21 protein-coding genes are annotated in these 23,660 nt (G+C 74.0%); 14 read left to right on the forward strand and 7 right to left on the reverse strand.

Annotation, left to right across the window (positions count from 1 at the left end; translation table 11 throughout):
• Positions 1-18: 18 nt before the first annotated feature.
• The 5 genes from ABTX81_RS32215 (at position 19) to ABTX81_RS32235 (ending at position 4,195) form a co-directional block, all read left to right on the forward strand.
• A complete protein-coding gene (locus ABTX81_RS32215) occupies positions 19-933 on the forward strand; it encodes a F0F1 ATP synthase subunit gamma (RefSeq protein WP_350553051.1) in 915 nt (304 codons plus the stop codon).
• A 2-nt stretch (positions 934-935) separates the two neighbouring features.
• The gene (atpD, locus tag ABTX81_RS32220) at positions 936-2,381 is read left to right on the forward strand and encodes a F0F1 ATP synthase subunit beta (protein ID WP_350553053.1); all 1,446 of its coding nucleotides are present in this window, start codon (positions 936-938) and stop codon (positions 2,379-2,381) included.
• 186 nt (positions 2,382-2,567) lie between these two features.
• Positions 2,568-2,951, forward strand: coding sequence for a F0F1 ATP synthase subunit epsilon (locus ABTX81_RS32225; RefSeq protein WP_350553055.1), 384 nt, complete (start codon positions 2,568-2,570; stop codon positions 2,949-2,951).
• Between the two features lie 148 nt (positions 2,952-3,099).
• A complete protein-coding gene (locus ABTX81_RS32230; protein WP_344324216.1) occupies positions 3,100-3,600 on the forward strand; it encodes a DUF2550 domain-containing protein in 501 nt (166 codons plus the stop codon).
• A 22-nt stretch (positions 3,601-3,622) separates the two neighbouring features.
• A complete protein-coding gene (locus ABTX81_RS32235) occupies positions 3,623-4,195 on the forward strand; it encodes a cob(I)yrinic acid a,c-diamide adenosyltransferase (protein WP_350553057.1) in 573 nt (190 codons plus the stop codon).
• Here the strand turns inward: ABTX81_RS32235 and ABTX81_RS32240 are convergent.
• Complete coding sequence (locus ABTX81_RS32240) at positions 4,192-4,782, reverse strand: hypothetical protein (protein WP_350553061.1); 591 nt, start codon at positions 4,780-4,782, stop codon at positions 4,192-4,194. The genes ABTX81_RS32235 and ABTX81_RS32240 overlap by 4 nt on opposite strands.
• Positions 4,783-4,936: 154 nt before the next feature.
• Between ABTX81_RS32240 and ABTX81_RS32245 the strand changes: the two genes are divergently transcribed.
• The 5 genes from ABTX81_RS32245 (at position 4,937) to ABTX81_RS32265 (ending at position 11,191) form a co-directional block, all read left to right on the forward strand.
• Entirely contained in the window at positions 4,937-6,148 is a 1,212-nt protein-coding gene (locus ABTX81_RS32245) for a sensor histidine kinase (protein WP_350553063.1), read from the forward strand.
• Positions 6,145-6,795: a response regulator gene (locus tag ABTX81_RS32250; protein ID WP_350553065.1), complete on the forward strand. Its 651-nt coding sequence runs from the start codon at positions 6,145-6,147 to the stop codon at positions 6,793-6,795. The genes ABTX81_RS32245 and ABTX81_RS32250 overlap by 4 nt, the downstream gene beginning before the upstream one ends.
• A gap of 179 nt (positions 6,796-6,974) precedes the next feature.
• The gene (locus ABTX81_RS32255; protein WP_350553067.1) at positions 6,975-7,844 is read left to right on the forward strand and encodes a 3-hydroxyacyl-CoA dehydrogenase family protein; all 870 of its coding nucleotides are present in this window, start codon (positions 6,975-6,977) and stop codon (positions 7,842-7,844) included.
• A 418-nt stretch (positions 7,845-8,262) separates the two neighbouring features.
• The gene (locus tag ABTX81_RS32260) at positions 8,263-8,595 is read left to right on the forward strand and encodes an STAS domain-containing protein (RefSeq protein WP_350553069.1); all 333 of its coding nucleotides are present in this window, start codon (positions 8,263-8,265) and stop codon (positions 8,593-8,595) included.
• Positions 8,596-8,803: 208 nt separating this feature from the next.
• Complete coding sequence (locus ABTX81_RS32265; RefSeq protein ID WP_350553071.1) at positions 8,804-11,191, forward strand: ATP-binding protein; 2,388 nt, start codon at positions 8,804-8,806, stop codon at positions 11,189-11,191.
• Positions 11,192-11,195: 4 nt separating this feature from the next.
• Here the strand turns inward: ABTX81_RS32265 and nucS are convergent, their stop codons facing one another.
• The gene (gene nucS, locus ABTX81_RS32270) at positions 11,196-11,855 is read right to left on the reverse strand and encodes an endonuclease NucS (RefSeq protein WP_350553073.1); all 660 of its coding nucleotides are present in this window, start codon (positions 11,853-11,855) and stop codon (positions 11,196-11,198) included.
• A gap of 512 nt (positions 11,856-12,367) precedes the next feature.
• Here nucS and ABTX81_RS32275 point away from each other — a divergent pair.
• Positions 12,368-12,760 carry an SCO5389 family protein gene (locus ABTX81_RS32275; protein WP_350553075.1) on the forward strand — a complete coding sequence of 131 codons (393 nt, stop codon included), beginning with the start codon at positions 12,368-12,370 and terminating at the stop codon, positions 12,758-12,760.
• Positions 12,761-12,783: 23 nt separating this feature from the next.
• Here the strand turns inward: ABTX81_RS32275 and ABTX81_RS32280 are convergent, their stop codons facing one another.
• On the reverse strand, positions 12,784-14,097 hold the full coding sequence (locus tag ABTX81_RS32280; RefSeq protein ID WP_350553077.1) for an LLM class flavin-dependent oxidoreductase: 1,314 nt from the start codon (positions 14,095-14,097) through the stop codon (positions 12,784-12,786).
• A gap of 226 nt (positions 14,098-14,323) precedes the next feature.
• On the opposite strand from ABTX81_RS32280, the gene ABTX81_RS32285 reads away from it, so the two are divergent.
• A complete protein-coding gene (locus ABTX81_RS32285; RefSeq protein ID WP_350553079.1) occupies positions 14,324-14,647 on the forward strand; it encodes an Rv1322 family protein in 324 nt (107 codons plus the stop codon).
• A gap of 15 nt (positions 14,648-14,662) precedes the next feature.
• On the opposite strand, the gene ABTX81_RS32290 is transcribed toward ABTX81_RS32285, so the two are convergent.
• Positions 14,663-15,427: an ABC transporter permease gene (locus ABTX81_RS32290; RefSeq protein ID WP_350553081.1), complete on the reverse strand. Its 765-nt coding sequence runs from the start codon at positions 15,425-15,427 to the stop codon at positions 14,663-14,665.
• A gap of 1 nt (position 15,428) precedes the next feature.
• Complete coding sequence (locus tag ABTX81_RS32295; protein WP_350553083.1) at positions 15,429-16,433, reverse strand: ABC transporter ATP-binding protein; 1,005 nt, start codon at positions 16,431-16,433, stop codon at positions 15,429-15,431.
• Positions 16,434-16,525: 92 nt separating this feature from the next.
• Here ABTX81_RS32295 and ABTX81_RS32300 point away from each other — a divergent pair, with 92 nt between their 5' ends.
• Positions 16,526-17,323: an alpha/beta fold hydrolase gene (locus ABTX81_RS32300; protein WP_350553085.1), complete on the forward strand. Its 798-nt coding sequence runs from the start codon at positions 16,526-16,528 to the stop codon at positions 17,321-17,323.
• A complete protein-coding gene (locus ABTX81_RS32305; protein WP_350553087.1) occupies positions 17,320-17,640 on the forward strand; it encodes a hypothetical protein in 321 nt (106 codons plus the stop codon). Before ABTX81_RS32300 ends, ABTX81_RS32305 begins: the two co-directional genes overlap by 4 nt.
• A gap of 70 nt (positions 17,641-17,710) precedes the next feature.
• Here the strand turns inward: ABTX81_RS32305 and ABTX81_RS32310 are convergent, their stop codons facing one another.
• Positions 17,711-18,640, reverse strand: coding sequence for a coiled-coil domain-containing protein (locus tag ABTX81_RS32310; RefSeq protein WP_350553089.1), 930 nt, complete (start codon positions 18,638-18,640; stop codon positions 17,711-17,713).
• Between the two features lie 107 nt (positions 18,641-18,747).
• Positions 18,748-23,550: a polarized growth protein Scy-related protein gene (locus ABTX81_RS32315; protein ID WP_350553091.1), complete on the reverse strand. Its 4,803-nt coding sequence runs from the start codon at positions 23,548-23,550 to the stop codon at positions 18,748-18,750.
• Positions 23,551-23,660: the final 110 nt, after the last annotated feature.

The raw sequence follows: 23,660 nt of genomic DNA on the forward strand, positions 1-23,660 counted from the left end.
GAAAGGACGTAACGACCCATGGGAGCACAGCTTCGGGTCTACAAGCGCCGGATCCGCTCTGTCACCGCGACGAAGAAGATCACCAAGGCGATGGAGATGATCTCCGCGTCGCGCATCGTCAAGGCGCAGCGCGCGGTGGCCGCCTCCACTCCGTACGCCGATGAGCTCACCCGGGCGGTGACGGCGGTGGCCACCCGGTCCAACGCCAAGCACCCGCTCACCACCGAGAACCCGAGCGCCTCGCGCGCCGCGGTGCTGCTGATCACGGCGGACCGCGGTCTGGCGGGCGGCTACTCGACCAACGCCATCAAGGCCGCGCTGACGCTCTCCGAGCGCCTGCGCGCCGAGGGCAAGGACGTGGTGACGTACATCGTCGGCCGCAAGGGCGTCTCGTACTACGGCTTCCGCAACCTCCAGGTCGCGGGCTCGTGGACGGGCTTCTCCGACAAGCCGACCTACGGCGACGCGAAGACGGTGGCGTCCGAGCTGATCGAGGCCTTCACGGCGGAGACCGGCGGCGTGGACGAGCTGCACCTGATCTCGACCGAGTTCGTGTCCATGCTGACGCAGAACGCGGTCGAGGCCCGGCTGCTGCCGCTGAAGCTGGACGAGGTCCAGCTCAGCGACCAGAAGCCGGCCAAGGCGGAGATCTTCCCGCTGTACGACTTCGAGCCGTCGGCGGAGGGCGTCCTGGACGCGCTGCTGCCGCGGTACGTCGAGAGCCGGATCTACAACGCGCTGCTGCAGTCGGCCGCTTCCGAGCACGCCGCCCGCCGCCGCGCCATGAAGAGCGCGACGGACAACGCCGGCGAGCTCATCAAGTCGCTCACGCGGCTTGCCAACTCGGCCCGTCAGGCCGAGATCACCCAGGAAATCAGCGAGATCGTCGGTGGCGCGAACGCCCTGGCCGACGCTAGCGCGGGGAGCGAATGAGTATGACCACCACTGTTGAGCCGACCACGGCGACGGGCCGCGTCGCGCGGGTCATCGGCCCGGTCGTCGACGTGGAGTTCCCCGTCGACGCGATCCCGGACATGTTCAACGCCCTGCACGTCGAGGTGGACAACCCCGACGGCACGGGCAAGAAGACCCTGACCCTCGAGGTCGCCCAGCACCTCGGCGACGGCATGGTCCGCGGCATCTCGATGCAGCCGACCGACGGCCTGGTCCGTGGCTCGCAGGTCACCGACACCGGTGCCGCCATCTCGGTGCCGGTCGGCCAGATCACCAAGGGCAAGGTCTTCAACGCCCTCGGTGACGTGCTGAACGTCGACCAGGCGGAGTTCGACAAGCAGGTCGAGGTCCGCTGGCCGATCCACCGCAAGGCCCCGGAGTTCAAGGACCTCGAGTCCAAGACCGAGATGTTCGAGACCGGCATCAAGGTCATCGACCTCCTCACCCCGTACGTGCAGGGTGGCAAGATCGGTCTGTTCGGTGGTGCCGGTGTCGGCAAGACCGTTCTGATCCAGGAGATGATCTACCGCGTCGCCGAGAACTTCGGTGGTGTGTCGGTGTTCGCCGGCGTCGGCGAGCGCACCCGTGAGGGCAACGACCTCATCGACGAGATGGTCGACTCGGGCGTTCTGGACAAGACCGCGCTGGTCTTCGGCCAGATGGACGAGCCGCCGGGCACCCGTCTGCGCGTCGCGCTCTCCGCGCTGACCATGGCGGAGTACTTCCGTGACGTCGAGAAGCAGGACGTGCTCCTCTTCATCGACAACATCTTCCGGTTCACCCAGGCCGGTTCCGAGGTGTCGACCCTGCTCGGCCGCATGCCCTCCGCGGTGGGCTACCAGCCGAACCTGGCCGACGAGATGGGCCTCCTGCAGGAGCGCATCACCTCGACCCGCGGTCACTCGATCACCTCGATGCAGGCGATCTACGTCCCCGCGGACGACCTGACCGACCCGGCGCCGGCCACCACCTTCGCCCACCTGGACGCGACCACCGTTCTGTCGCGTCCGATCTCGGAGAAGGGCATCTACCCGGCCGTCGACCCGCTGGACTCCACGTCCCGCATCCTCGACCCGCGGTACATCGCGCAGACCCACTACGACACGGCCGTCCGTATCAAGGGGATCCTGCAGAAGTACAAGGACCTCCAGGACATCATCGCGATCCTCGGTATCGACGAGCTGTCCGAGGAGGACAAGGTCACGGTCCACCGTGCCCGCCGCATCGAGCGCTTCCTCTCGCAGAACACCTACGTGGCGAAGCAGTTCACCGGCGTCGAGGGCTCGACCGTCCCGCTGTCGGAGACCATCGAGGCCTTCAACGCGATCGCGGACGGCAAGTACGACTCCGTCCCGGAGCAGGCCTTCTTCATGTGCGGTGGCATCGAGGACCTCGAGAAGAACGCCGCCGAGCTGGCGAAGAAGTAATCGCGGCCGGTAGCAGCCGAGCGTGATCGCGAGGGGTGGGCCCCAACCCTGGGACCCACCCCTCGCGTCGCATCGGCTGTGATTCCGGTCAAATCCGTGCCGCCGGTTTCATGCCGGGGGCGCGGGCCCGTTATTCTTACCGAAACTCCCGAGTAATCGGGCGTTGCATGAGCCTAGGAGCCCACGTTGGCTGAGCTGCACGTCGAGCTGGTCGCAGCCGACCGCAAGGTGTGGTCCGGTGCGGCCACCATCGTCGTCGCCCGTACGGCCTCCGGTGACACCGGCATCATGCCGGGTCACACCCCGGTGCTGAGCGTGCTGGAGACCGGTCCGGTCACCATCCGCACCACGGACGGCGGCACCGTGATCGCCGCGGTGCACGGCGGCTTCATCTCCTTCGCCGACAACAAGCTGTCTCTGCTCGCGGAGATCGCCGAACTGGCGGACGAGATCGACGTCGCGCGCGCCGAGCGCGCACTGGAGAAGGCCAAGTCCGACCTGGACGAGCACGCCGAGCGGCGCGCCGAGGTCCGGCTGTTCGCGGCGCGTGGCCTCAAGGCCCGCGCCTGAGTGCGCCGGACCCCGCCTGAGCGGGGTCGACCGACGGTCCCGGGGACGCGTGAGCGTGACCCCGGGACTGTCGTCTCAGTTGGTAGGTCAACGCGGTCGCCTGGTACGACCGACACGGGGAACGCGGGTAGCGAGGAGGTAGGTGAGCATGGTCCTCGCCCTTGTGGTGTGTGCGGCGGTCGTGGCGCTCGGTGTGATCGGGCTGGTCGCGTTCGCGGTACGCCGCCGTGTGATCCAGCGGGTCGGTGGCACGTTCGACTGCAGCTACCGGCTCAAAATGCCGGCCGACGCCTCGACGCAGCCCGACCTCGACGAGAACGGCCAACCCACCCCGGCCCCGGTCCCGCAGACCGACGGCAAGGGGTGGGTTTTTGGTATCGGCCGGTACAGCGGCGATTCGATTGAGTGGTTCCGGGTCTTCTCCTACGCCCCGCGCCCGCGCAAGGTGCTGCCGCGCCGGGAGATCGAGGTGCTCGGCCGGCGCTACCCGGAGGGGCAGGAGGAGCTGGCCCTGCTCTCCGGCTCGGTGGTGCTGCGCTGTCTGCACAACGGGGCCCCGCTGGAGCTGGCGATGAGCGAGGACGCGCTCACCGGCTTCCTGGCCTGGCTGGAGGCGGCCCCGCCCGGCCAGCGGGTCAACGTCGCCTGATGTGCCCGGCTAGGCTGGCCGCATGGTCAATCTGACGCGCATCTACACCCGCACCGGCGACGACGGCACCACCGCGCTGGGCGACATGAGCCGCACGACCAAGACCGATCCGCGGCTGGTCGCGTACGCGGACACCAACGAGGCCAACGCCGCGATCGGCGTGGCGATCGCCGTCGGCGCGCTGCCCGAGGACGTGGCCGCGGTGCTGACCCGGGTGCAGAACGACCTCTTCGACGTCGGCGCCGACCTGGCCACCCCGGTGGTGGAGGACCCCAAGTACCCGCCGCTGCGGGTCCAGCAGTCCTACATCGACAAGCTGGAAGCGGACTGCGACCACTACCTGGAGTCGCTGGAGAAGCTCCGCAGCTTCATCCTGCCGGGAGGCACCCCGGGCGCCGCCCACCTCCACCTGGCCTGCACCGTGGTGCGCCGGGCCGAGCGGGCCACCTGGGCGGCGATCGACACGCACGGGGACACCGTCAACCCGCTGACCGCCAAGTACCTCAACCGGCTCTCGGACCTGCTGTTCATCCTGGCCCGGTCGGCCAACAAGGAGCGCGGCGACGTGCTCTGGGTGCCGGGCGAGAACCGCTAGCGCTGCTGCTGGGGGAGCTGCCAGCCGACGATCCGGCCGTCCTCGACGATCGCGCCGGCCGGCGGTTCCTTCGGCCAGAGCGTGTAGCTCGCGGCGATCGCGGTGTTCACCGCCGCGGCGATGCCGAGCTTCCAGTACCACTGGTCGAAGACCTCGGCGCCGGGGGCGTCGGTGAACAGCTTCAGCGCGGAGATCAGGGTGACGGTGATCGCCACCGAGATCAGCGTGCGCCGGCAGACCACCCACTCGTAGCGGCTGCGCGCGCTGCCGTACTTGGGCGCGGTCAGCGGCTTCGGCCCGCCCGCGAAGCGGTGCAGGAACCGGGCGTCGGCCCAGCGGACCACCGACGGACCGTAGCCGACCGAGAAACCGAGGTAGCTCGCGGCCAGCGCGTGCGTCCAGGAGGCGGTGGCGCCGCCACGCAGGTCGAGGAAGGTGAGCAGGAAGAGCGCCAGGTCGATCACGGGCAGCCCGACCAGCAGGACGGTGCTCACCGTGCGCCACCGCAGCAGGTAGCGACTGGCGAGGCCCAGGGCGAGGACCACCCAGAAGGCGACCTCGGCGGCGAGGACGAGGGTGACGATCATGGTCTCCTCCGGGACTCGGTGACGTTTCCAGGCTCCCGGAGCGCTCCCGCGCGCGCGTCGTCGCCGGGGACGGCCCCGGGCTGCACCTTTCGATGTACGGCCGCTCCTCCCGGCACCGGAGCCGTCGCCCCGCCGGGGATGATCTGATGGGGGCGTGCGCAGACCCACCTTCAGCCCGCGGCAGATCGACGGGTCCATCGCGCTCTTCGGAGTGCTCGGCGGACTGCTGCTGATCGCCTTCAAGGTGTACGACCACTCCTCGGCCGTGCCGCGCTGGCAGGTGCTGCCGGCGCTGCTGGCGATGGCGGCCCTGGAGCTGTTCCGGCGGACCAGGCCGATCCTGATCGCGACGCTCGGCGGGCTGGTCTTCGCCGGGAGCATCTTCACCGGCGCGCTGCTGGCGACCACCATGATGTACACCGACCTGCTCTACGCGGCGGTGGTGTACGGCCCGCGCCGGATGTCGCCGGTGCTGCACGTGACCGGCACCGCCTCGGTGCTGGTGCTGACCACCCTGACCTTCGTCTACAGCGACTCGGCGACGGCGGTCGCGGTGGTGGTGATCACCACGCTGATCTTCCTGGGCCCGCTGTGGACCGCCGACATCGTGCGCAAGCACCGGCAGGAGGCGGAGGCCCAGCGGCTGCGGGCGGAGCAGACCGCGCTGCTCTCGGAGATGGACCGGCGCGAGGCGATCGTCGCCGAACGCTCCCGGATGGCCCGCGAGTTGCACGACGTGGTGGCCAACCACCTGTCGGCGATCGCGATCCACGCCACCGGCGCGCAGTCGGTGGCGCGCCGTCAGCACCGGGCGGCGGACGATCCGGTGCTGGAGGTGCTCGGGGTGATCCGCGAGAACAGCGTCCAGGGATTGGCCGAAATGCGCCGCATCATCGGCCTGCTGCGCGACAGCGGCGGCGGCGAGGCCGACGAGTCCTACGCCGCACCGGACCTGTCGGCGGTGGACGCGCTGCTCGCCAAGGCGCGGGCGGCCGGGCAGGACGTCGGGCTGGGCTTCGAGCTGGCCGAGCGGGGCGAGCGCGGCGAACTGCCGGTGCCGGTGCAGCTGGCCGCGTACCGGATCGTGCAGGAGTCGCTGACCAACGCGCTCAAGCACGCCGGCCCGGGGGAGGTGCGGGTGCTGCTGGACTTCCGTCCCGGGGAGCTGCGGATCGCCGTGGACAGCCCGTACCGCCAGGGGGCGGGGCAGGCGCTGCCGGGCGCCCGGGCCGGGCTGGTGGGCATGGGGGAGCGGGCCTCGCTGCTGGGCGGCAGCTTCGAGGCCGGGCCGCGGGACGGCCGCTGGAGTGTGCGCGCGGTGCTGCCGCGGGCGCTGTCGACGGAGGAAGGAGCGGGACGGGCATGACGATCCGGGTGCTGGTCGCGGAGGACCAGGCGGCGGTCCGGGCGGCGCTGGTGATGATCCTGCGGGCCGAGCCCGACCTGGAGGTGGTCGGGCAGGCGGCGGACGGCGAGGAGGCCGTCCGGCTGGCGCTGGAGCTGCGGCCGGACGTCGTCCTGATGGATGTGCAGATGCCCCGGCTGGACGGCGTCTCGGCGACCCGCCAGGTGGTGGCGGCCGGGGCGGCGCAGGTCCTGGTGCTGACCACCTTCGACCTCGACGAGTACGTCTACGGCGCGCTGCGGGCCGGGGCGGCCGGCTTCCTGCTGAAGGACCTGGAGGCGGACACCCTCGTGGAGGGCATCCGTACGGTGGCCCGCGGGGACGGCATGCTGGCGCCCTCGGTGACCCGGCGGCTGATCGGTACCTTCGCCCGCCCGGAGCGGACGGTGGGTCCGGAGGTGCGGGCGGCGGTGGAGGGCCTGACGCCGCGCGAGCGGGAGGTGCTGGCCTGCATCGGCGCCGGCCTGTCGAACGGTGAGATCGCCGGGCGGCTGGAGATGGCGGAGGCGACCACCAAGACGCACGTCAGCCGGATCCTGGCGAAGCTGCGGCTGCGCAGCCGGGTGCAGGCGGCGATCCTCGCCCAGGACCTCGGGCTGATGATCTGATCGACCGATTTGCTCAGGTGACCAGGTCGGTCGCAGATCACACCCTCGGATGGCACCACGGGCCGCGTCCGGGCACTAAAGTCCGGCCCATGAGCGATGCGGCTCGGTGGGCGAACCCTGCCTTGAGCCGCCTTCAGGGCCCGCCCACCGGGGCGGCGACGGCATCGGGAGACCCAGCCATGAGCAGTGCGTCCAGCAAGCAGATCGCCGTGATCGGTGCCGGCCTGATGGGCGCCGGCATCGCCCAGGTCTCCGCCCAGGCCGGGCACCCGGTGGTCCTGCGTGACGTGACCGAGGAGGCGCTGCGGCGCGGCCTCGACGGCATCCGCGCCTCGTACGACAAGTTCGTCTCCAAGGGGAAGCTCACCGCCGAGGACGCCGAGGCGGCGCTCGGCCGGATCACCACCACCACCGACCTGGGCGCGGTCGCCGAGGCCGACCTCGTGGTCGAGGCCGTCTTCGAGCAGCTGGACGTCAAGGAGGGCGTCTTCAAGGAGCTCGACAAGCTGGCCAAGGACGGCGCGGTGCTCGCCTCCAACACCTCCGCCATCCCGATCACCCGGATCGCCGCCGCCACCTCGCGTCCCGAGTCGGTCGTCGGCGTGCACTTCTTCTCGCCGGTGCCGCTGATGAAGCTGGTCGAGCTGGTCCGCGGCTACAAGACCAGCGACGAGACGCTGGCCGCCGCCCGGGCCTTCGCCGAGGGCGTCGGCAAGGAGGTCGTGGTGGTCAACCGCGACGTGGCCGGCTTCGTCACCACCCGTCTGATCACCGCGCTGGTCGTCGAGGCCGCCAAGCTCTACGAGTCGGGCGTCGCCACCGCCGAGGACATCGACGCCGCCTGCCGGCTCGGCTTCGGCCACCCGATGGGCCCGCTGGAGACCGCCGACCTGACCGGCGTGGACATCCTGCTGCACGCCGCGCGGAACATCTACGAGGAGACCCAGGACGAGAAGTTCGCCGCCCCGGAGATCATGGCCCGGATGGTCACCGCCGGCGACCTCGGCCGCAAGAGCGGCCGCGGCTTCTACCCGTACCCGGGCAAGTGACCCCGGGCGAGTGAGCCGGTGACGGGCGGGCCGGACGGGCGGGCACTCCCGGTCGGCCCGCCTCCCCGAGAGCGGGTGAGTTTCCTCACGCCGGTGCCGCGGACGGGTGATTTGGGCGGTAATCGAGCGTAGGTGTGGAGAGTTCCTGCGTATATTCCCTCGGACGAGTGAAATTGCTTCAGATCCGGTCCGCAACCAGCAACCCTGCGGGCCGGCTCGCCGTCAGTTGTGATGACGAGGAATCCGGGATTCCGGCCGGGGCCGGTGCGTGGGGCCGCGGGCCCGCCCGGCGCCCGGACCGCCACCGCCCCGCCACCCTCCCGGCCCGAGACCGTCAGCGACACCCGTCCCCACCGACAGCCGCACACCAGACACCCGTACACCCGTACCCCAGGCCCGCCACGCGGAGGAGGAGAGCATGCGCATCACCGGCGACCACGCGGCGCTGGCCATCGAAGGCCGCCTCGACGTGCGCACCGCCGCCGACGCGCGGGCCCGGCTGCACCAGGCCGTCGACGGCGGCCTCGGCGACCTCGTCCTCGACCTGGCCCGCCTGGAGTTCTGGGACGCCACCGGCCTGGGCGTGATCATGGGCACCCACCGCCGGGCCGGGCGCATCGGCCGCCGCCTGGTGCTCCGCTCCGTCCCCGCCCAGCTCCAGCGCCTGCTGGTGGCCACCCGGCTGCACCGCATCCTCGCCGTCGAGGGCATCACCGCCGACCCCCGCGGCGCCACCCTCCCGGCCGTCTGACGCCGGGCGCGTCCCTGGCCCGTCCCGGGGGCGTCGCGCACCCCGGCACGGCGCTGCGCGGGCGGGCACGGATGTGCGAGAGTCTGGCGTCAGGACACGGCCCGCACGGCCCGGCCTCGCCGGGGTGACGGCCGGCAGGGGTTGACGGCGCGAGTGTGGGGCGGAGCAGAACGTGGCACAGCCAACCGGTGATTTCCGGCAGGAGTCCGTGCGCATCCGGAGCGGTGAACTGGTCTCCGGGGGACTGCTGGTGACCGTCGGTGGCCCCGAGGGCTCCGAGGTCCGGCCCTGCCCCGGGGAGTGGCGGCCCCGGCCGCGCCGCACCGGGCCCGGCACGCCCGCCCGCGGCCCGGCCGGCGAGGCCGGCCGCCGGGTCGGCCCGCTCGCCCTCGGCGCCGGGCCCGCCGACCTGCCGCTGCTCGACCGCGAGGCCGACATCGCCCAGCTGCTCGGCCTGCTCGCCGAAGGCCGGTCCATACGCCTGGTCGGCCAGGCCGGCTCCGGTCGCAGCGCCCTGCTGTCCGCCGTCGCCGAGGCGGCCGGCGGCCTCGCCCCCGGCGGCGTGGTCCAGCTCTGCGGCCACCGCCGCACCGCCGCCGACCTGCTCCAGGACCTCTTCGCGGCCACCCACCACGCCCCCGGCTTCCGCCCCGACCCCAACCAGCTGGCCGACCACCTCGCCGGAGTCGGGGCGATCGTCGTCATCGACGAGGTCGCGCCGGTCGGCGCCGAACTGGAGGCGATGCTCGCCGCCGCCCCCGACAGCGTCTTCCTGATCTCCGCCGCTCCCGACAGCCCGCTGCTCCCGGCGGATTCCCGGCTCCAGGACCACCTGGTCGCCGGCCTCTCCCGGCCCGCCTGCCTGGCCCTCGCCGCCCGGCTGGCCGGGCGGCCGCTGGACGCCGCCGAGAAGGCCTGGGCGGTGGACCTCTGGTTCGAGTCCGAGGGCCTGCCGCTGCGCTTCGTCCAGGCCGCCGCGCTGCTGCGCCAGCGGGACGTCGCGGTGGACGCGCTGGTCGCCGCAGAGGAGGACCGGATGGACGTCTTCGGGGCGGTGAAGGAGCCCGTCCGCCACCCCGACCCGGCGGTCCGCGAGGCCGCGCTGCGCGACACCGTGCCGCTGCCCTCGGTCGCCGAGTCCACCCTGCCCGCCGTCCGGCTCGCCGAGGGGCTGAGCGAGACCGCGCAGGCCGTGCTGCGGCTCGCCGTGGCGTTCGGCGGGGAGTGCCCGACCGCCCCGCACCTGCCCGCGCTGATCGACGTGGGCCAGGGCGAGAGCGCGCTCGCCGAACTCGCCGACGCCGGGCTCGCCGTCTCGATCGGCGGCCACCACCGGCTCACCGCCGGGGCCCTGGACCTGCTCGCCCCGCACTGGCCGGCCCGTGGCACCGCCGACGGCGCCGCCCAGCACTTCGCCTGGTGGGTCGGGCACTCCTCGGTCTCGCTGCCGCAGATCGCCGCCGAGGCCGAGGTGGTGATCGGCGCCCTGCTCGCCGACCGGGCCGCCGGCCGGCACGAGGCGGTGCTGCGGCTGGCCCGCGCGGCGGCCCCCGCGCTGGCGCTGGCGCTGCGCTGGGGGGCCTGGGAGCGCGCCCTGCAGCTCGGCCTGGAGGCCGCCCGGCGGACCGGCGCCAGGGCCGACGAGGCCTGGTTCCACCACGAGCTCGGCGTGTACGCCGTCTGCACCCGTGAACCCGCCCGGGCGATGGCCGAGTTGGAGGCCGCGCTGGCGCTGCGCGGGGCGATCGGCGAGCGGCGCGGGGCGGCCGGGGCGCGCCGGATGCTCGACCTGCTGCGCGCCGAGGGCCGAGCGCTGCCGCCCGCCGCGCCGGCCCAGGCGCCGCCGGCCCGCCGGCCCGGGCTGCGGGCCCTCGCCCGGGGGCCGCTGCGGCTCGGCGGCAAGCGCACCGCGATCGCCGCCTCGGCGGCGGTCCTGGCGCTGGGCGTGCTCGGTACGGCGGTCGGGATGACCGTGGGCGGCGAGGGGAAGGGCAAGGACCCGCACAGCAGCAGCGACGACGGCGCCGCCCTCCCCGGCGCGGGCGCCTCGCCGCGCTCCACGGCGCCGCGGCCGTCGTCGTCCTCGCCCTCCTCGCCGTCCGCCTCGGCCGAGGCGCCCGCCGACGGGTCCCCGGAGGAGGCCGGCGCGCAGGACTCGGAGGAACCGGAGGACGAGCCCGCGCCGAGCGGCGGGGCCACCGCCTCGCGGACGCCGTCCGGCTCGCCGTCGGCCTCGGGGTCGGCATCGAAGCGGCCGAGCCGTTCGCCGAGCCCGGGGGATAGCACCGCCGCCGCGCCCTCGCAGCCCCCGGCCGCCCCGAACCCGCCGCAGCCCCCGGCGGGCGGCTCGGCCGGCGGCGCCGCGGGTGGGACGGGCGGCGGCACGGGTGGTGGTGCGGCGGGCGGCACGAGCGGTGGCGGTTCGACCGGTGACGGGGGGAACACCGGCGGCACTCGGCCGACCGGTGAGACCAGTCCGTCCCCCATGACCCCGGCGCCCACCCAGCCCACCTCCACGACCTCGCCCACGACGACGCCGTCGGACCCTGGGAGTCCGACGGCGTCCGCGACGTCTCCGTCGCCGAGCGGTACCTGACCGCTCAGAAGAGCTTCAGCTTGTCGTCGTCGATGCCGCGCAGCTCGTCGTAGTCCAGGACCACGCAGCCGATGCCGCGGTCGGTGGCCAGCACGCGCGCCTGCGGCTTGATCTCCTGCGCGGCGAAGACGCCCTTCACCGGCGCCAGCAGCGGGTCCCGGTTGAGCAGCTCCAGGTACCGGGTGAGCTGCTCGACGCCGTCGATCTCGCCGCGCCGCTTGATCTCGACGGCGATCGTGGTGCCGTCCGCGTCACGGCACAGGATGTCCACCGGGCCGATCGCGGTCGGGTACTCGCGGCGGATCAGCGACCAGCCGGAGCCGAGCACCTCCATCCGGTCGGCCAGCAGCTCCTGGAGGTGGGCCTCGACGCCGTCCTTGATCAGGCCGGGATCCACGCCGAGTTCGTGCGAGGAGTCGTGCAGCACCTCCTCCAGCGTGATGATGAGCTTCTCGCCGGCCTTGTTCTCCACCGTCCAGACCCCGTCGGCCTCCTTGAGGGCGCACGGCGGGGACATCCAGTTGAGCGGCTTGTAGGCGCGGTCGTCGGCGTGGATGCTGACGCTGCCGTCGGCCTTGACCAGGATGAGCCTGGTGGCGGAGGGCAGATGGGCGGAGAGCCGACCGGCATAGTCGACTGAGCAGCGGGCAATTACGAGACGCACGGTCGACCACGCTAGCCCACCGGGGCCAGTTGATGCGATTCCACGACGACCGGGTGAAGAATCCGCGAACCCGGCCACCATGGATCCCCTGCGATCCCGCGAAAGCCTGTCGGCACCCTGGCGGCCACCACCATAGGCCGCTACGGTGTGTGACGGATTGCTTGCGGGAGCGCTGTCAACGGGGATGGAGACTTCAGATGAACGATCCGACAGGATCCGGCCAATGTGGTGCACCCGGGCGCATTCCCGGAGCAATCCGCAGGAATGACCGGCCTGGCCCGTCGTTGACTGCCACGCTGTTCTGAGCGGCCGGCGCCCCCGACCAACGTCTCCCTCGACAGGTCAGCGGCGCCCCCGCGTCGGCGCGGTGCCGGAAACACGGCCGTCCGACGGCGTCACACCCGTCCGACGGTGCTCCGGACACACACGCGCCCCACCCTCACCCTCAGCTTGGACTTGGACTACGCATCACCACCCGGGCGCCGCGCGGGTGGACCGCGAGAGGAGAACCCATGTCGCTCGACGTCTCACCGGCCCTGCTGGAGAAGGCCGAGCGGGACGAGGTCGACGAGCGGGAGTTCGTCGACTGCGTCCGCGTCTCCCTGCCGTACGCCTGGGACCTGATCAGCTCGCTGGTCGCCCGGACGAAGGTCGACGGCACCGACTTCGCCGACAACCAGGTACCGCCGCCCAGCGAGCAGGCCCGCGGCCAGCTCCTGCGGGCGCTCGCCAGCAACGCCATCCGGGGGGCCCTGGAGCGGCACTTCGGGGTCGAGCTGGCCTTCCAGAACTGTCACCGGGTGGCGGTGTTCCGGCCGTCCTCGGCCAACAAGAAGCGCTACGAGCGCTTCACCTCGGTCCGTGAACAGCTGCTCAACCAGTCCGACGAACTCCGCGATTGCTGATCGCGGCCCCGTCTCGGCTCGACTCAGCCCAGCTGGGGCAGGACCTCGGAGCCGAGCCGGGCGATGTTGTGCAGAGTCGCCTCCCGGTCGCCGCTGCCCTCGGCGAGCAGGGCGAAGCGGCGGATGCCGGTCCGCTCGGCGGTGGCCTGGAGCCGGTCGGCGCACTGCCGGGGCGTCCCGACCGCGTGCAGGTCGCAGAGCAGTTCGGTGTACTGGCGCGGGTCGCGCATCTTGCGTTCCCGGCCGTCCACCGTGCGGTGCGCGCCGAGCCCGAACTCGAACCAGCCGGGCATCGCGCGCAGCAGGGTGGCCCGGGCCGCCGAAGTGCGGTCGTCGACCTGGGCCACCCCGGCCGCGACGTGCTGGCGGCTGACCCGGCGCAGCTGCTCCTCGCCGCGTCCGGCCGCCAGCCAGGCGGAACGATACAGCTCCAGCATGTGCAGCTTGTCCTCGTCGCCGGAGTGCATGCCGAGCAGCATCGGCAGGCCCCGTTCGGCGGCGGTGCGCACCCCGCCGGGTGAGGTGCAGGCGACCACCACCGGCGGTCCGGCCGGTGGGCGGCCGGCGGTGGTGAGCTGCTCGTCGGCGGGGCCGTCGGCGTCCTGGCGCTGACGGGGGAAGCGCAGTACTCCGGTCCGGTCGTCGAGGCCCAGCCAGGCGCCGAGGTCCGGGCGGCGCGGCGGTTCGGTGGCACGGGGCACCACGGCCACCTCGGGGAAGCTGAACTGCGGTCCGGCCGCGCCCACCCGGGAGCCGCGCAGCCAGCGCAGCAGCAGGTCGAGCCGTTCCGGGAAGCCCCCCTCGAAGGCGTCCACGCCGCTGCCGAAGACGTCCAGGTCGATCCACGGGCCGCCGCGGCCCACGCCGAGCGTGAAGCGTCCGCCGGAGGTGAGGTGGAGCAGCGCGGCCTGTTCGCCGAGGGCCACCGGGTGCGTGGTGGAGAGCACGCTGACCGCCGTGCCGATGCCGATCCGCCTGGTCCGGCCGAGCAGCAGCGCGGCCAGCGTGGCGGCGTTCGGGCAGACCCCGTACGGGACGAAGTGGTGCTCGGCCAGCCAGACGCTGTCCAGTCCCGCCTGCTCGGCCGCGACGGCGGCGCGCACCGTGCGGTCCAGTGCCTCGCCGTGGGTCTGGCCGGGGAACTGCGCGGAGAGCAGGAACGCGCCGACCCGTACCGGTGCGGTGTCCGCGGCGGGGGCGCCGGAGCGCTGGACGGCCGGCAGCGGGACGCCGGCGGTGACGGCCGTGGCGCCGGTGGCGGTCAGCGTCGGGCCGGGGGCCGGCGGGCGGACGCCGACCGGGCGGCGGGTCTCGGCGCGGGCGCTGGTTCTGGTCATTCTGAGGCCTCCTCGGGTGCGCGCAGGGTCTGCGGGCCCCGCCTGTCTCCTCGTGAGTAGCCGATGTCATGTGCCAATGGCACGCCGGAGCACCGATTTCCCGGAGAAACGGGTGGATCTCCCGAGAAACACCCGATCATCCTCCGATGCCGTGATAGTGGCCCGGGTGGGTGGTGGCCGGCCGTAGGCTGGAACGGTCCCAGCACCCCGTAGAGAGGTAGCCGCCGTGTCGCCCCGACGCAACCGGATCAAGAGCGCCGCCGACCGCGACCGGGCGGAGCCGGCCGCACCGCTGGGCGGCTCGATGCGCCGGACCGAGAACTACCAGGGCGACGACTGGGTGGTGCAGACGGTCGCCGGCACGGCCGGCCGGTACTACCGCTGCCCGGGCTGCGACCAGGAGATCCCGCCCGGGGTGGGCCATGTGGTGGCCTGGCCGATGCACGGCGCGGGGGTGGACGACCGCCGGCACTGGCACCGGGCCTGCTGGAGCGCTCGGGAGCGCCGGGCCTCGAACCTGCTCCGCGGCCGCGGCGCTCCCAAGTACTGACCGGCCCCTGCGCGCTCAGGCGTCGCGGTTCTTCAGCACCATCGCCCCGCCGACCAGCGCGGCGAGCGTCCAGGCCAGGCAGATGACGAAGCCCGCCAACGGCCCGTACGGCTGGCCCTGCTGCTCGTAGACCAGCAGCATCCGGGAGCCGGCGTAGTCGGGGAAGTAGTGGGCGACGGTCTTGGCGCCCGGCACCGCCGAGAGGATCGGCGACAGCAGGAAGAAGAACGGCACCAGCACGCCCAGCGCCAGCGTCTGGTTGTGCAGCATCGCGGTGACGCCGGCCGAGAAGAGGCAGAGCATCGTGAGGTAGAGCGCGGCGCCGAACACCGCGCGCAGCACGTGCGGTTCGCCCAGCGAGGTGGAGTGGTCGCCGAGCAGCGCCTGGCCGGTGAAGAAGGTGACGAACGCCGTCACCAGCGAGACGGCCAGCGCGAGCCCGCCGAGCACCACGGCCTTGCCGGTGAGCAGGGTGCCGCGCTGCGGGACGGCGGCCAGGGAGACCCGGATCATCCCGCTGCTGTACTCGTTGCCGATCGCCAGCACGCCGAAGACGATGATGGCCAGCTCGCCGAGCATGATGCCGGCGAACGAGGTGCCGGTGGCGTCGAACGGGGAGGTGTCGCTCTGGAACTCCTCGAAGTTGTTGTTGGTGAGCAGGGACAGCAGGGCGCCGACGACGAGGGTGACCACGAAGGTCAGCGCCAGGGTCCAGACCGTCGAGCGGACGCTGCGGATCTTGGTCCACTCGGAGCGCAGGACCGCGGGGAAGGACGCCATCTCAGTTCTCCTCCGTGCTGCGGGAGGCCGGCTGCTGGGCCTGCCCGCTCTGCCAGTCCGCGCCCCAGGCGCGGGGTGCGCCGGCCGCGTCCCGCCCCGGCCCGTCGCCGGCGTGGTACTCGACCGCGTCGGCCGTCATCTGCATGAACGCCTCCTCCAGCGAGGCCTGCTGCGGGCTGAGCTCGTGCAGCACCAGGCCGTTGGCGGCGGCCAGCTCGCCGAGCGCGGCGAGGTCGCCGTCGACCACCTCGTAGGAGCCGTCCGGCCCGGCCTCGTGCCGCACCCCGGCGCCGGCCAGCACGTCGAGCAGCCGCTCGGGCTGCGGGGTGCGCAGCCGCACGGCGGAGCGGGAGTTGCGGCGGATGAATTCGGCCATCGGCAGGTCGGCGAGCAGCCGGCCCCGGCCGATGACCACCAGGTGGTCGGCGGTGACGGCCATCTCGCTCATCAGGTGGGAGGAGACGAAGACGGTGCGGCCCTCCGAGGCCAGCCGCTTCATCAGGTTGCGGATCCAGAGGATGCCCTCCGGGTCCAGGCCGTTGACCGGTTCGTCGAACATGACGATCTCCGGGTCGCCGAGCAGCGCGCTGGCGATGCCGAGGCGCTGGCCCATGCCGAGCGAGAAGCCGCGGGCGCGCTTGCGGGCGACCGGGGTGAGGCCGACCAGGGCGAGCACCTCGTCCACCCGGCGCTCGGGGATCCGGTTGCTCTGGGCCAGCCAGAGCAGGTGGTCGCGGGCGGTGCGGCCGGGGTGGACGGCCTTGGCCTCCAGCAGCGCGCCGATGTACTTGAGCGGCTCGCTGAGCTGCCCGTATCTCTTGCCGTCGATGGTGACCCGGCCGCCGGTGGGGCGGTCGAGGTCGAGGATCATGCGCATGGTGGTGGACTTGCCGGCGCCGTTGGGCCCGAGGAATCCGGTGACCACCCCCTGCGGGACCTTGAAACTCAGCCGGTCCACGGCCAGTGTGCGGCCGTAACGTTTGGTCAGGTCGTGCAACTCGATCATGGAAGCTCCCTCACTCTCCGTCAGGCTATGACATTGCGGACAAGGAGGCCCGCCGAGTGGGCCCGCCGGGCACACCGGAATACGGTGGCCCCATGACCCAGCTCCCCTCCGCAGTGTCGGTCCGCGAGAGCGGCACCGGAACTCCCCTCGTGCTGCTGCACGCCTTCCCGCTCAACGCCGCCATGTGGTCCGCCCAACTGGACGAGCTGCCCGGTCCGGACGGGGACCGGGCCCGGGTGATCGCCCCCGATCAGCGCGGCTTCGGCGGCGCCGGGCTGGGCTCCGAGGAGCCCTCGCTGGAGGCCGTCGCCGACGACGTCGCCCGGCTGCTGGACGCCGCCGGGATCGACCGGGCGGTGCTCGGCGGGCTCTCGATGGGCGGGTACGTGGCGATGGCCTTCGCCGAGCGGCACCCGGACCGGCTGGCCGGCCTGCTGCTGGCCAACACCAAGGCCACCGCAGACCCGGAGGCCGCCAGGGAGAACCGGGAGCGGATCGCCTCCGCCGTGCTGGCCCGGGACAGCGTCCGGCTGCTGCTGGACGAGCGGGTGGCGCAGGGCCAGCTCGCCCCGGGCTCGCAGCACCTGGCCGACCGGGTGCAGCACCTGGTCGCCGCCGCGCCGCCGGCCTCCGTCGCCTGGGCGCAGCGGGCCATGGCGGCCCGTCCGGAGCGCCTTGAGGTGCTGGCCGGGCTGCGGGTGCCGGCCGCCGTGGTGGCGGGCGCGGAGGATGCGCTGATGCCGCTCGACGAGGCCGAGCTGATGATGCGGACGCTGCCGGACGCGGAGCTGACGGTGCTTCCCGGAGTCGGCCACCTGAGCGCGATCGAGGCGCCGGAGGCGTTCGACGCGGCGGCGCTGCGGCTGCTGGAGCGGGTGGCGGCGGGATGAGGGAGGAGCGGGCGGAGACCGGCGGCTGGGACTTCTCCGCGCTGGAGGTGACCGGCCGGATGCCGGTGACCAACCGGGCCGAGGGGCTGCTCGAACTGACCCTGGAGCCGCTGGGCGAGGACTACTGGCTGCGCCCGGGGGAGACGTTCATCGTCACCTCGTACGGGGACTACGGCCCCGGGCACCCCTTCGAGGTGCAGTACTGGCCGGACTCGGTGTCGGTCTGGTGCACCTCGTGGTTCGGGACGGTCTCGGACGACGAGGGCAACCAGCTGAGCTGCGGGCACCAGCGGCCGGACGGCGCCTACCCGCGCTGAGGCCGCGCCGGTGGAACGGGGACGGCCCCCGCCCGGGAGGGGCGGGGGCCGTCCTGGCTCGCGGGCCGGGTCAGCGCGACTGCTGGGCGGGCACGCCCATGGTGTCGTCGTTCGGCAGCGAGGCGGCGGCCACGGCCGCGCCGGTCAGCGTCGCCAGCATCTCGCGGACGTTGGTCAGCTGGGCGTTGATGCTGTCGCGGCGGTTGGTGAGCGCCGCCAGCTCGCGCTCGGATTCGCTGCGGATGCGGTCGGCCTTGGCGTTGGCGTCGGCCACGATGTCCTCGGACTGGCGCTGGGCCGTCTCGACGGTCTGGCGGGCGCGGCGCTCGGCGTCGGTGCGCAGCTTCTCGGCCTCCAGGCGGAGCTGCTCGGCGCGGTGCTCGATCTCGGCCAGCCGCTTCTCGGCCTTGGCCTGACGGGCGGCCAGGTCCCGCTCGGACTGCTCGCGGCGCTTGGCCAGGTTGGTCTCGAACTCCAGCGCGGCCTGGGCGGCCTTGGTGCGGGTCTCCTCGAAGAGGGCGTCCGCCTCCTCGCGCTTGTTCTGGGCGTCCTTGTTGGCCTCGGCGCGCAGCTGGGCGGAGTCGCTCTTGGCCTTGTCGACGATCCGCAGGCCCTCGTCCTCCGCCTTGGCCTTGCGGTCCTTGGCGTAGTTCTCGGCCTCGGTGCGGACCTGCTGGGCGGCCGCCTCGGCGAGCTCGCGGTGCTGCTCGGCGGCGCGGTTGGCCTCCTCGCGCAGGTCCTTGGCCTCCTCCTCGGCGAGCCGCAGGATCTTCTCGACCCGGGCGCCGAGGCCGGCGTACGAGGGCTCCGACTCGGCGACCGCCGCCTGGGCGGTCTGGGTCTCCAGGTGGAGCTCCTCGATGCGCTTCTCGAGGGCGCTGATCCGGGTCAAGGCACTGTCACGGTCGGCCACCAGCTTGGTGATCCGCTCGTCGACCTGGGCGCGCTCGTACCCACGGCGCACCAGGTCGAAGCCGTGAGGGGAGTGACTGTCGCTCATGGGGTTCTGGGCTTCCTGTCGTCAAACCGCTGAGGTGGTTGAGGGAATCCTGACACGGTACCGGAGTGTCGGCGACGAAACGCCGTTGTCCCGCGGACAATGTCCGCTCAATCGGGTGGTGCGTTCTTGGAGCGATTGCCACCCGACCGGGGGGAGCCAATTCCGGCACCAGCCTTGGCACCCCCGTCCTTCTTGCCGCTGCTTCCCCCGTTGGCCTGTGCGACCGGTGACGGCGCCTCGAAGGCCTCCAGGGCGGACAGCACGTCCTGCACCCTGGAGATCTCGGTGTTGATGTCCTTGCGACGGCGCACCAGTTCGTCCAGCTCGCGCCGGCCCTCGTCGGTGGCCCGCTTCGCCTCGGCCCGCGCCTCGGCGAGCAGTCGCTCGGCCTCCGCCTTCGCCAGTTCGATCTGCTCGTCGGCGGCCCGGTCGGCGGCCCGCACCCGCTTCTCGGCCTCGGCCGACGCCGTCTCCAGCCGCTCCTCCGCCTCGTCCTGAGCGGACTTCAGCTTGGCCTCGGCCTTGATGATCAGGGCCTCGGCGCGGTCGGTCGAGCTGGCGAGCTTGGTCTCGGCCTCCTTCAGCAGGCCCTCGGCCTTGCGGACGGCCGACAGCCGGACCTTGCTGGCCTCGGCGGACGCCTCCGAGGTGAGCTCGTTGGCCCGGTCCTCGGCGGCCGCGACCAGCGCCGCGGCCCGGTCCTCGGCCTCGGCGACGGTGGCCACCGCCTGCTCCTCGGCCTCGGTCAGCTGCTCCTGGGCGGCCGTCACCAGCGCGTCCACCCGCTCGCCGGCCGACTTCATGGCCTGCGCGTTCTCCTTGCGGGCGCGCTCGTGCAGGGCCTCCACCTCGGCGTCGGTGCGCTCGCGCAGCTCCTCCGCGCGCTCGCGGATCGCGGTGGCGTCCCGGCGGGCCTCGGAGAGCAGCGCGTCGGCGTCGGCACGGCCCTTCTCGACGGCCTCCTGCCCGGCGGCCTCGCCGGCCGCGACCAGCCGGTCGGCCTCCTTGCGGGCGGCGGCGACCATCGCGTCGGCCTGCTCCTCGGCGGCGGCGGTGGTGGCCAGCGCGGTGGTCCGGGCGTCCTCGCCGAGCGCCTCGGCGTCCGCGAAGGCCTTCTCCAGCACGGACTTGGCCCGCTCGCGGGTGGACTTGTCGAACTGCTCGGCGGCCTCGCGGACCTCGGCGTCGTAGGCGTCGGCGCGGCCGTGGGTGGCCGTGTCGTACTCGTCGGCGAGGGTGCGGGTGGCGAGCGCGTACTCCTCGGCCTCGGCGCGCAGCGCGGCGGCGAACTCCTCCGCCTCGGCGACGGTGGCGGCGGCCCGCTCCTCGCCGGCGGCCACCGTCCGGGCGGCCAGCTGCTCGGACTCGGCGCGCTGCTGGTCGGCGGCCTCCTGGGCGGCGCGCAGGGTGTCCTCGGCCTCGGCGCGCAGCTGCTCGTCGTAGGCCTGCGCCTCGGCGCGCAGCCGGGCCAGCTCCAGCTCGGCGGCCTCGTGGTCGGCGGCCAGCTCCAGTTCGGTCTGCTCGCGCAGGGCGGCCGTCTCGGCGGCGGTCCGGGCGCGCAGGTCGGCGGTCTCGTGCTCGGCGGTCTCGCGCAGCCGGGCCACCTCGTGCTCGGCGGCGGCCCGCAGCTCGGCGGTCTCCTGCTCGGCGAGCGCGCGCAGTTCGGCCGTCTCGCGGTCGGCGAGCGCCCGCAGCTCGGTGGTCTCCCGGTCGGCGGTGTCGCGCACCTCGGCGGCGGCCCGCTCGGCCTGCTCGCGCAGCTCCTCGGTGTCCCGCTCGGCGGCGGCCCGCAGCTCGGCGATCTGCTGGGAGGCGGTCTCGTGCAGCCCGGCCACCGACTGGCGGACCTCGGCGGCCTCCTCCTCGGCGGCCTCGACCAGGGCGGCGGCCTCGGTCCGGCCGGCCTCGACGAGCTCCTCGCCGTCGCGCCGGGCCTGCTCCAGCTCCTCGCCGGCCTCGGTGCGGATCGCGGCGGCGGTGGCGCGGGCCTCGGACAGCTCGCGGCCGGCCTCGGCGCGGACCGTCTCGGCCTGCTCCTCGGCGAGCGCCAGCTCGGCCGTGCCCCGCTCGCGGAGCTTCTTGGCGGCGGTTTCGGCTTCGGTGCGGACGCGTTCGGCGTGGGCGTCGGCGGCCTCGCGGACGGCGGCGGCCTCGGCGGCGGTGCGCTCGGTGAGTTCCGCTGCGGCGGTTTCGGCTTCGGTGCGGCGCTGTTCGGCGGTGGTCTCGGCGGTTTCGAGGGCGCGTTCGGCCTCGGCCTGGAGGCGGGCGGTCTCGGTGGCGGTGCGTTCGGTGAGTTCGGCCGCGGCGGTTTCGGCTTCGGTGCGGACGCGTTCGGCGTGGGCGTCGGCGGCCTCGCGGACGGCGGCGGCCTCGGCGGCGGTGCGCTCGGTGAGCTCGGCCGCGGCGGTCTCGGCTTCGGTGCGGCGCTGTTCGGCGGTGGTCTCGGCGGTTTCGAGGGCGCGTTCGGCCTCGGCCTGGAGGCGGGCGGTCTCGGTGGCGGTGCGTTCGGTGAGTTCGGCCGCGGCGGTTTCGGCTTCGGTGCGGACGCGTTCGGCGTGGGCGTCGGCGGCCTCGCGGACGGCGGCGGCCTCGGCGGCGGTGCGCTCCGTCAGCTCCGCCGCGGCGGTCTCGGACTGCTCGCGGGCGGCCGCGGCGGCGGACAGCAGCTCGGCGGTCTCCTCGCGCTCCCGGAGCAGCCCGGCGGAGGCCTCCTCCCGTTCGCGCCGGCTCTCCTCGCGCAGCGCCTCGGCGGCGGCCTCGGCCTCGGCCCGGGCCCGCGCGGCCTCGGTGTCGGCCTCGGTGCGCACCCGCTCGGCGTCGGCCACCGCGGCGTCGCGCACGGCGTTCGCCTCGGCCTGCGCGTCGGCCCGCAGCGCCTCGGCGGCGGCGCTCGCCCCGGCACGCACCCGCTGGTCGAACTCGGTTGCCTCGCGGCGCAGTTCGACGGTCTCGCGCTCTGCGGCGGCCCGGTTCTCGGCGGCCGCGGCCTTGGCGGCGGTGAGCGCGTCCCGGCCCTGCTGCTCGGCGGCCGCGGTGGTCTTGGCGGCCTCGGCGCGGGCCCGCTCCAGGGTCTGCTCGGCCCGGCCCTGGGTCTCCGCGGCCTGCTCCTTGGCCTGCTCGCGCAGTCGCTCGATCTCGGCGGCGGCGCCCGCGCGCAGCTCGTCCGCGTCGGCCTTGGCCTTGGTCAGCAGCTCCTCGGCGCTCTTCGCCGACTCCTCGATCTGGACCACCGCCTGCCGGCGGGCCTCGCCGCGCACCCGCTCGGCCTCGGCGGCCGCCTGCGAGCGCAGCTCCTCCGCCTCGGCGCGCAGCCGGGCGGCCTCGTCCTGCATCTCCTGGATCCGCTCGCGGACCGCGGCGGCGTCGTCCAGGGCGGCGTTCTGGGCGGCCTCGACGGCGGCCTGCGCCTGCTCGCGCAGCCGCTCCGCCTCGGCGGCGGCCTCGGTGCGGATCCGCTCGGCCTCGGCGGTGGCGCCGGCGCGGGCGGCCTCGGCGTCCCGGCCGGCCCGGTCCAGCATCTCCTCGGCGCTCTTGGCGGCCTTGGCCAGATGGGCGGCGGCGTCCTTGGCGCCGGCGGCCCGGCCGGCCTCCTCGGCCTCGCCGCGCAGCTGCTCGGCGGCGGCCTCGGCCTGCGCCCGCAGCTCGGCGACGTCCCGGTCGGCCTGGGCGCGCAGCTCGGCGATCGCGGCCTCGGCCTCGGCGCGCAGCTGACCGGCCACCGACTCGGCGGTGGCGCGCAGCCGCTCGCTCTCCTCGGCGGCGGCGGCCTTGGCGGCCTCCGCCTCGGCCTGCTTGGTGGCGGCCTCGGCGCGGATCGCGTCGGCCTCCTTGGTGGCCTGGGCGACCATCCGGGCCACCTCGGCCCGGGCGGTCTGCGAGCGCTGCTCGCTGGCGGCCTCGCCGTCGGCGACCCTCCGCTCGGCGGCGGCCTCGGCGTCGGCCTGCAGCTGCTCGGCGGCGGCCTCGGCCCGGGCGCGCAGCTCGGCGGCCTCCTGGCGGGCCCGCTCGGCCTCGGCGACGGCCTCGGCGCGCAGCCGTGCTATCTCCGCCTGGGCGTGGTCCAGCTCCTGCCGGGCGCGGGCCTGCTCGGCGGCGGCGGTCTCCTTGAGCCGGCCGATCTCGGCCCGGGCGGCGGCCAGCTGCTGCTCGGCGGCGGCGTGCGCGGCGGCCAGCTGCTGCTGGGCCTCGCCACGGGCGGCGTCCACGTCGGCGGCGGCCTGGGCACCGGCCTGCTGGGCCTGCTCGGAGGCGGCCCGCAGCAGCCGTTCGGCGTCGCTCTGGGCGCGCTGGAGGGCGGCCTCGGCGGCGGCCTGGGCCTCGCCGCGGGCGGCGTCGACGTCGGCGGCGGTCTGCGCGCGGGCCTGGTCGGACAGCGCGGCGGCCTCGGCGCGGGCGGCGGCCATCATCCGGTCGGACTCGGCGCGCGCCTCCTGGAGCAGGCGCTGGGCCTCCTGCTCGGTGCCGGCCCGGGTCTGCTCGGCCCAGTTGACGTTCTCGTTGACGTGCTGCTCGGCGCTGCGCCGCAGCTCCGCGAGCTCCTCCTCCAGCTGGCGGCGGCGGGCGGCCAGCTCGGCCTCCAGCCGGGCGGTGCGTTCGGCGGCCTCCGCCATCATCCGCTGGGTGGCGGCCTGCGAGTCGCGCAGCTGGCGCTCGGCGTCGGCGCGCAGCTGCTGGGCCTGCATCTCGGCGGTGCGGAGCATCTGCTCCGCCTGGCCGGACACGGCGTCGAAGGCGCGCGGCTGGGCGAGCATGCGGCGGGACTCGTGCAGCTTGGCCCGGAGCACCTCCACCTGGTAGGCGAGGTCCTCGGCATGCTCGACTGACTTGTCCCGCTCCTTGCGAGTCCGATCCATCTCGGCCTCGAACTGGGAGAGGTGATCGTCAACCTCGTAGCGGTCGTAGCCCCGCACTCCGCGGTCCCATCCATCTCCTGGTCGCGTCCTCGACCCGGCCGGTCCGCGCTCCCGTTGTCCGGGCACGGTCCGACTGGTCCTTGCATCCGCGGCCGTCCGGACACCCC

Source organism: Kitasatospora sp. NPDC097605 (assembly GCF_040302725.1).
Classification (GTDB): domain Bacteria; phylum Actinomycetota; class Actinomycetes; order Streptomycetales; family Streptomycetaceae; genus Kitasatospora.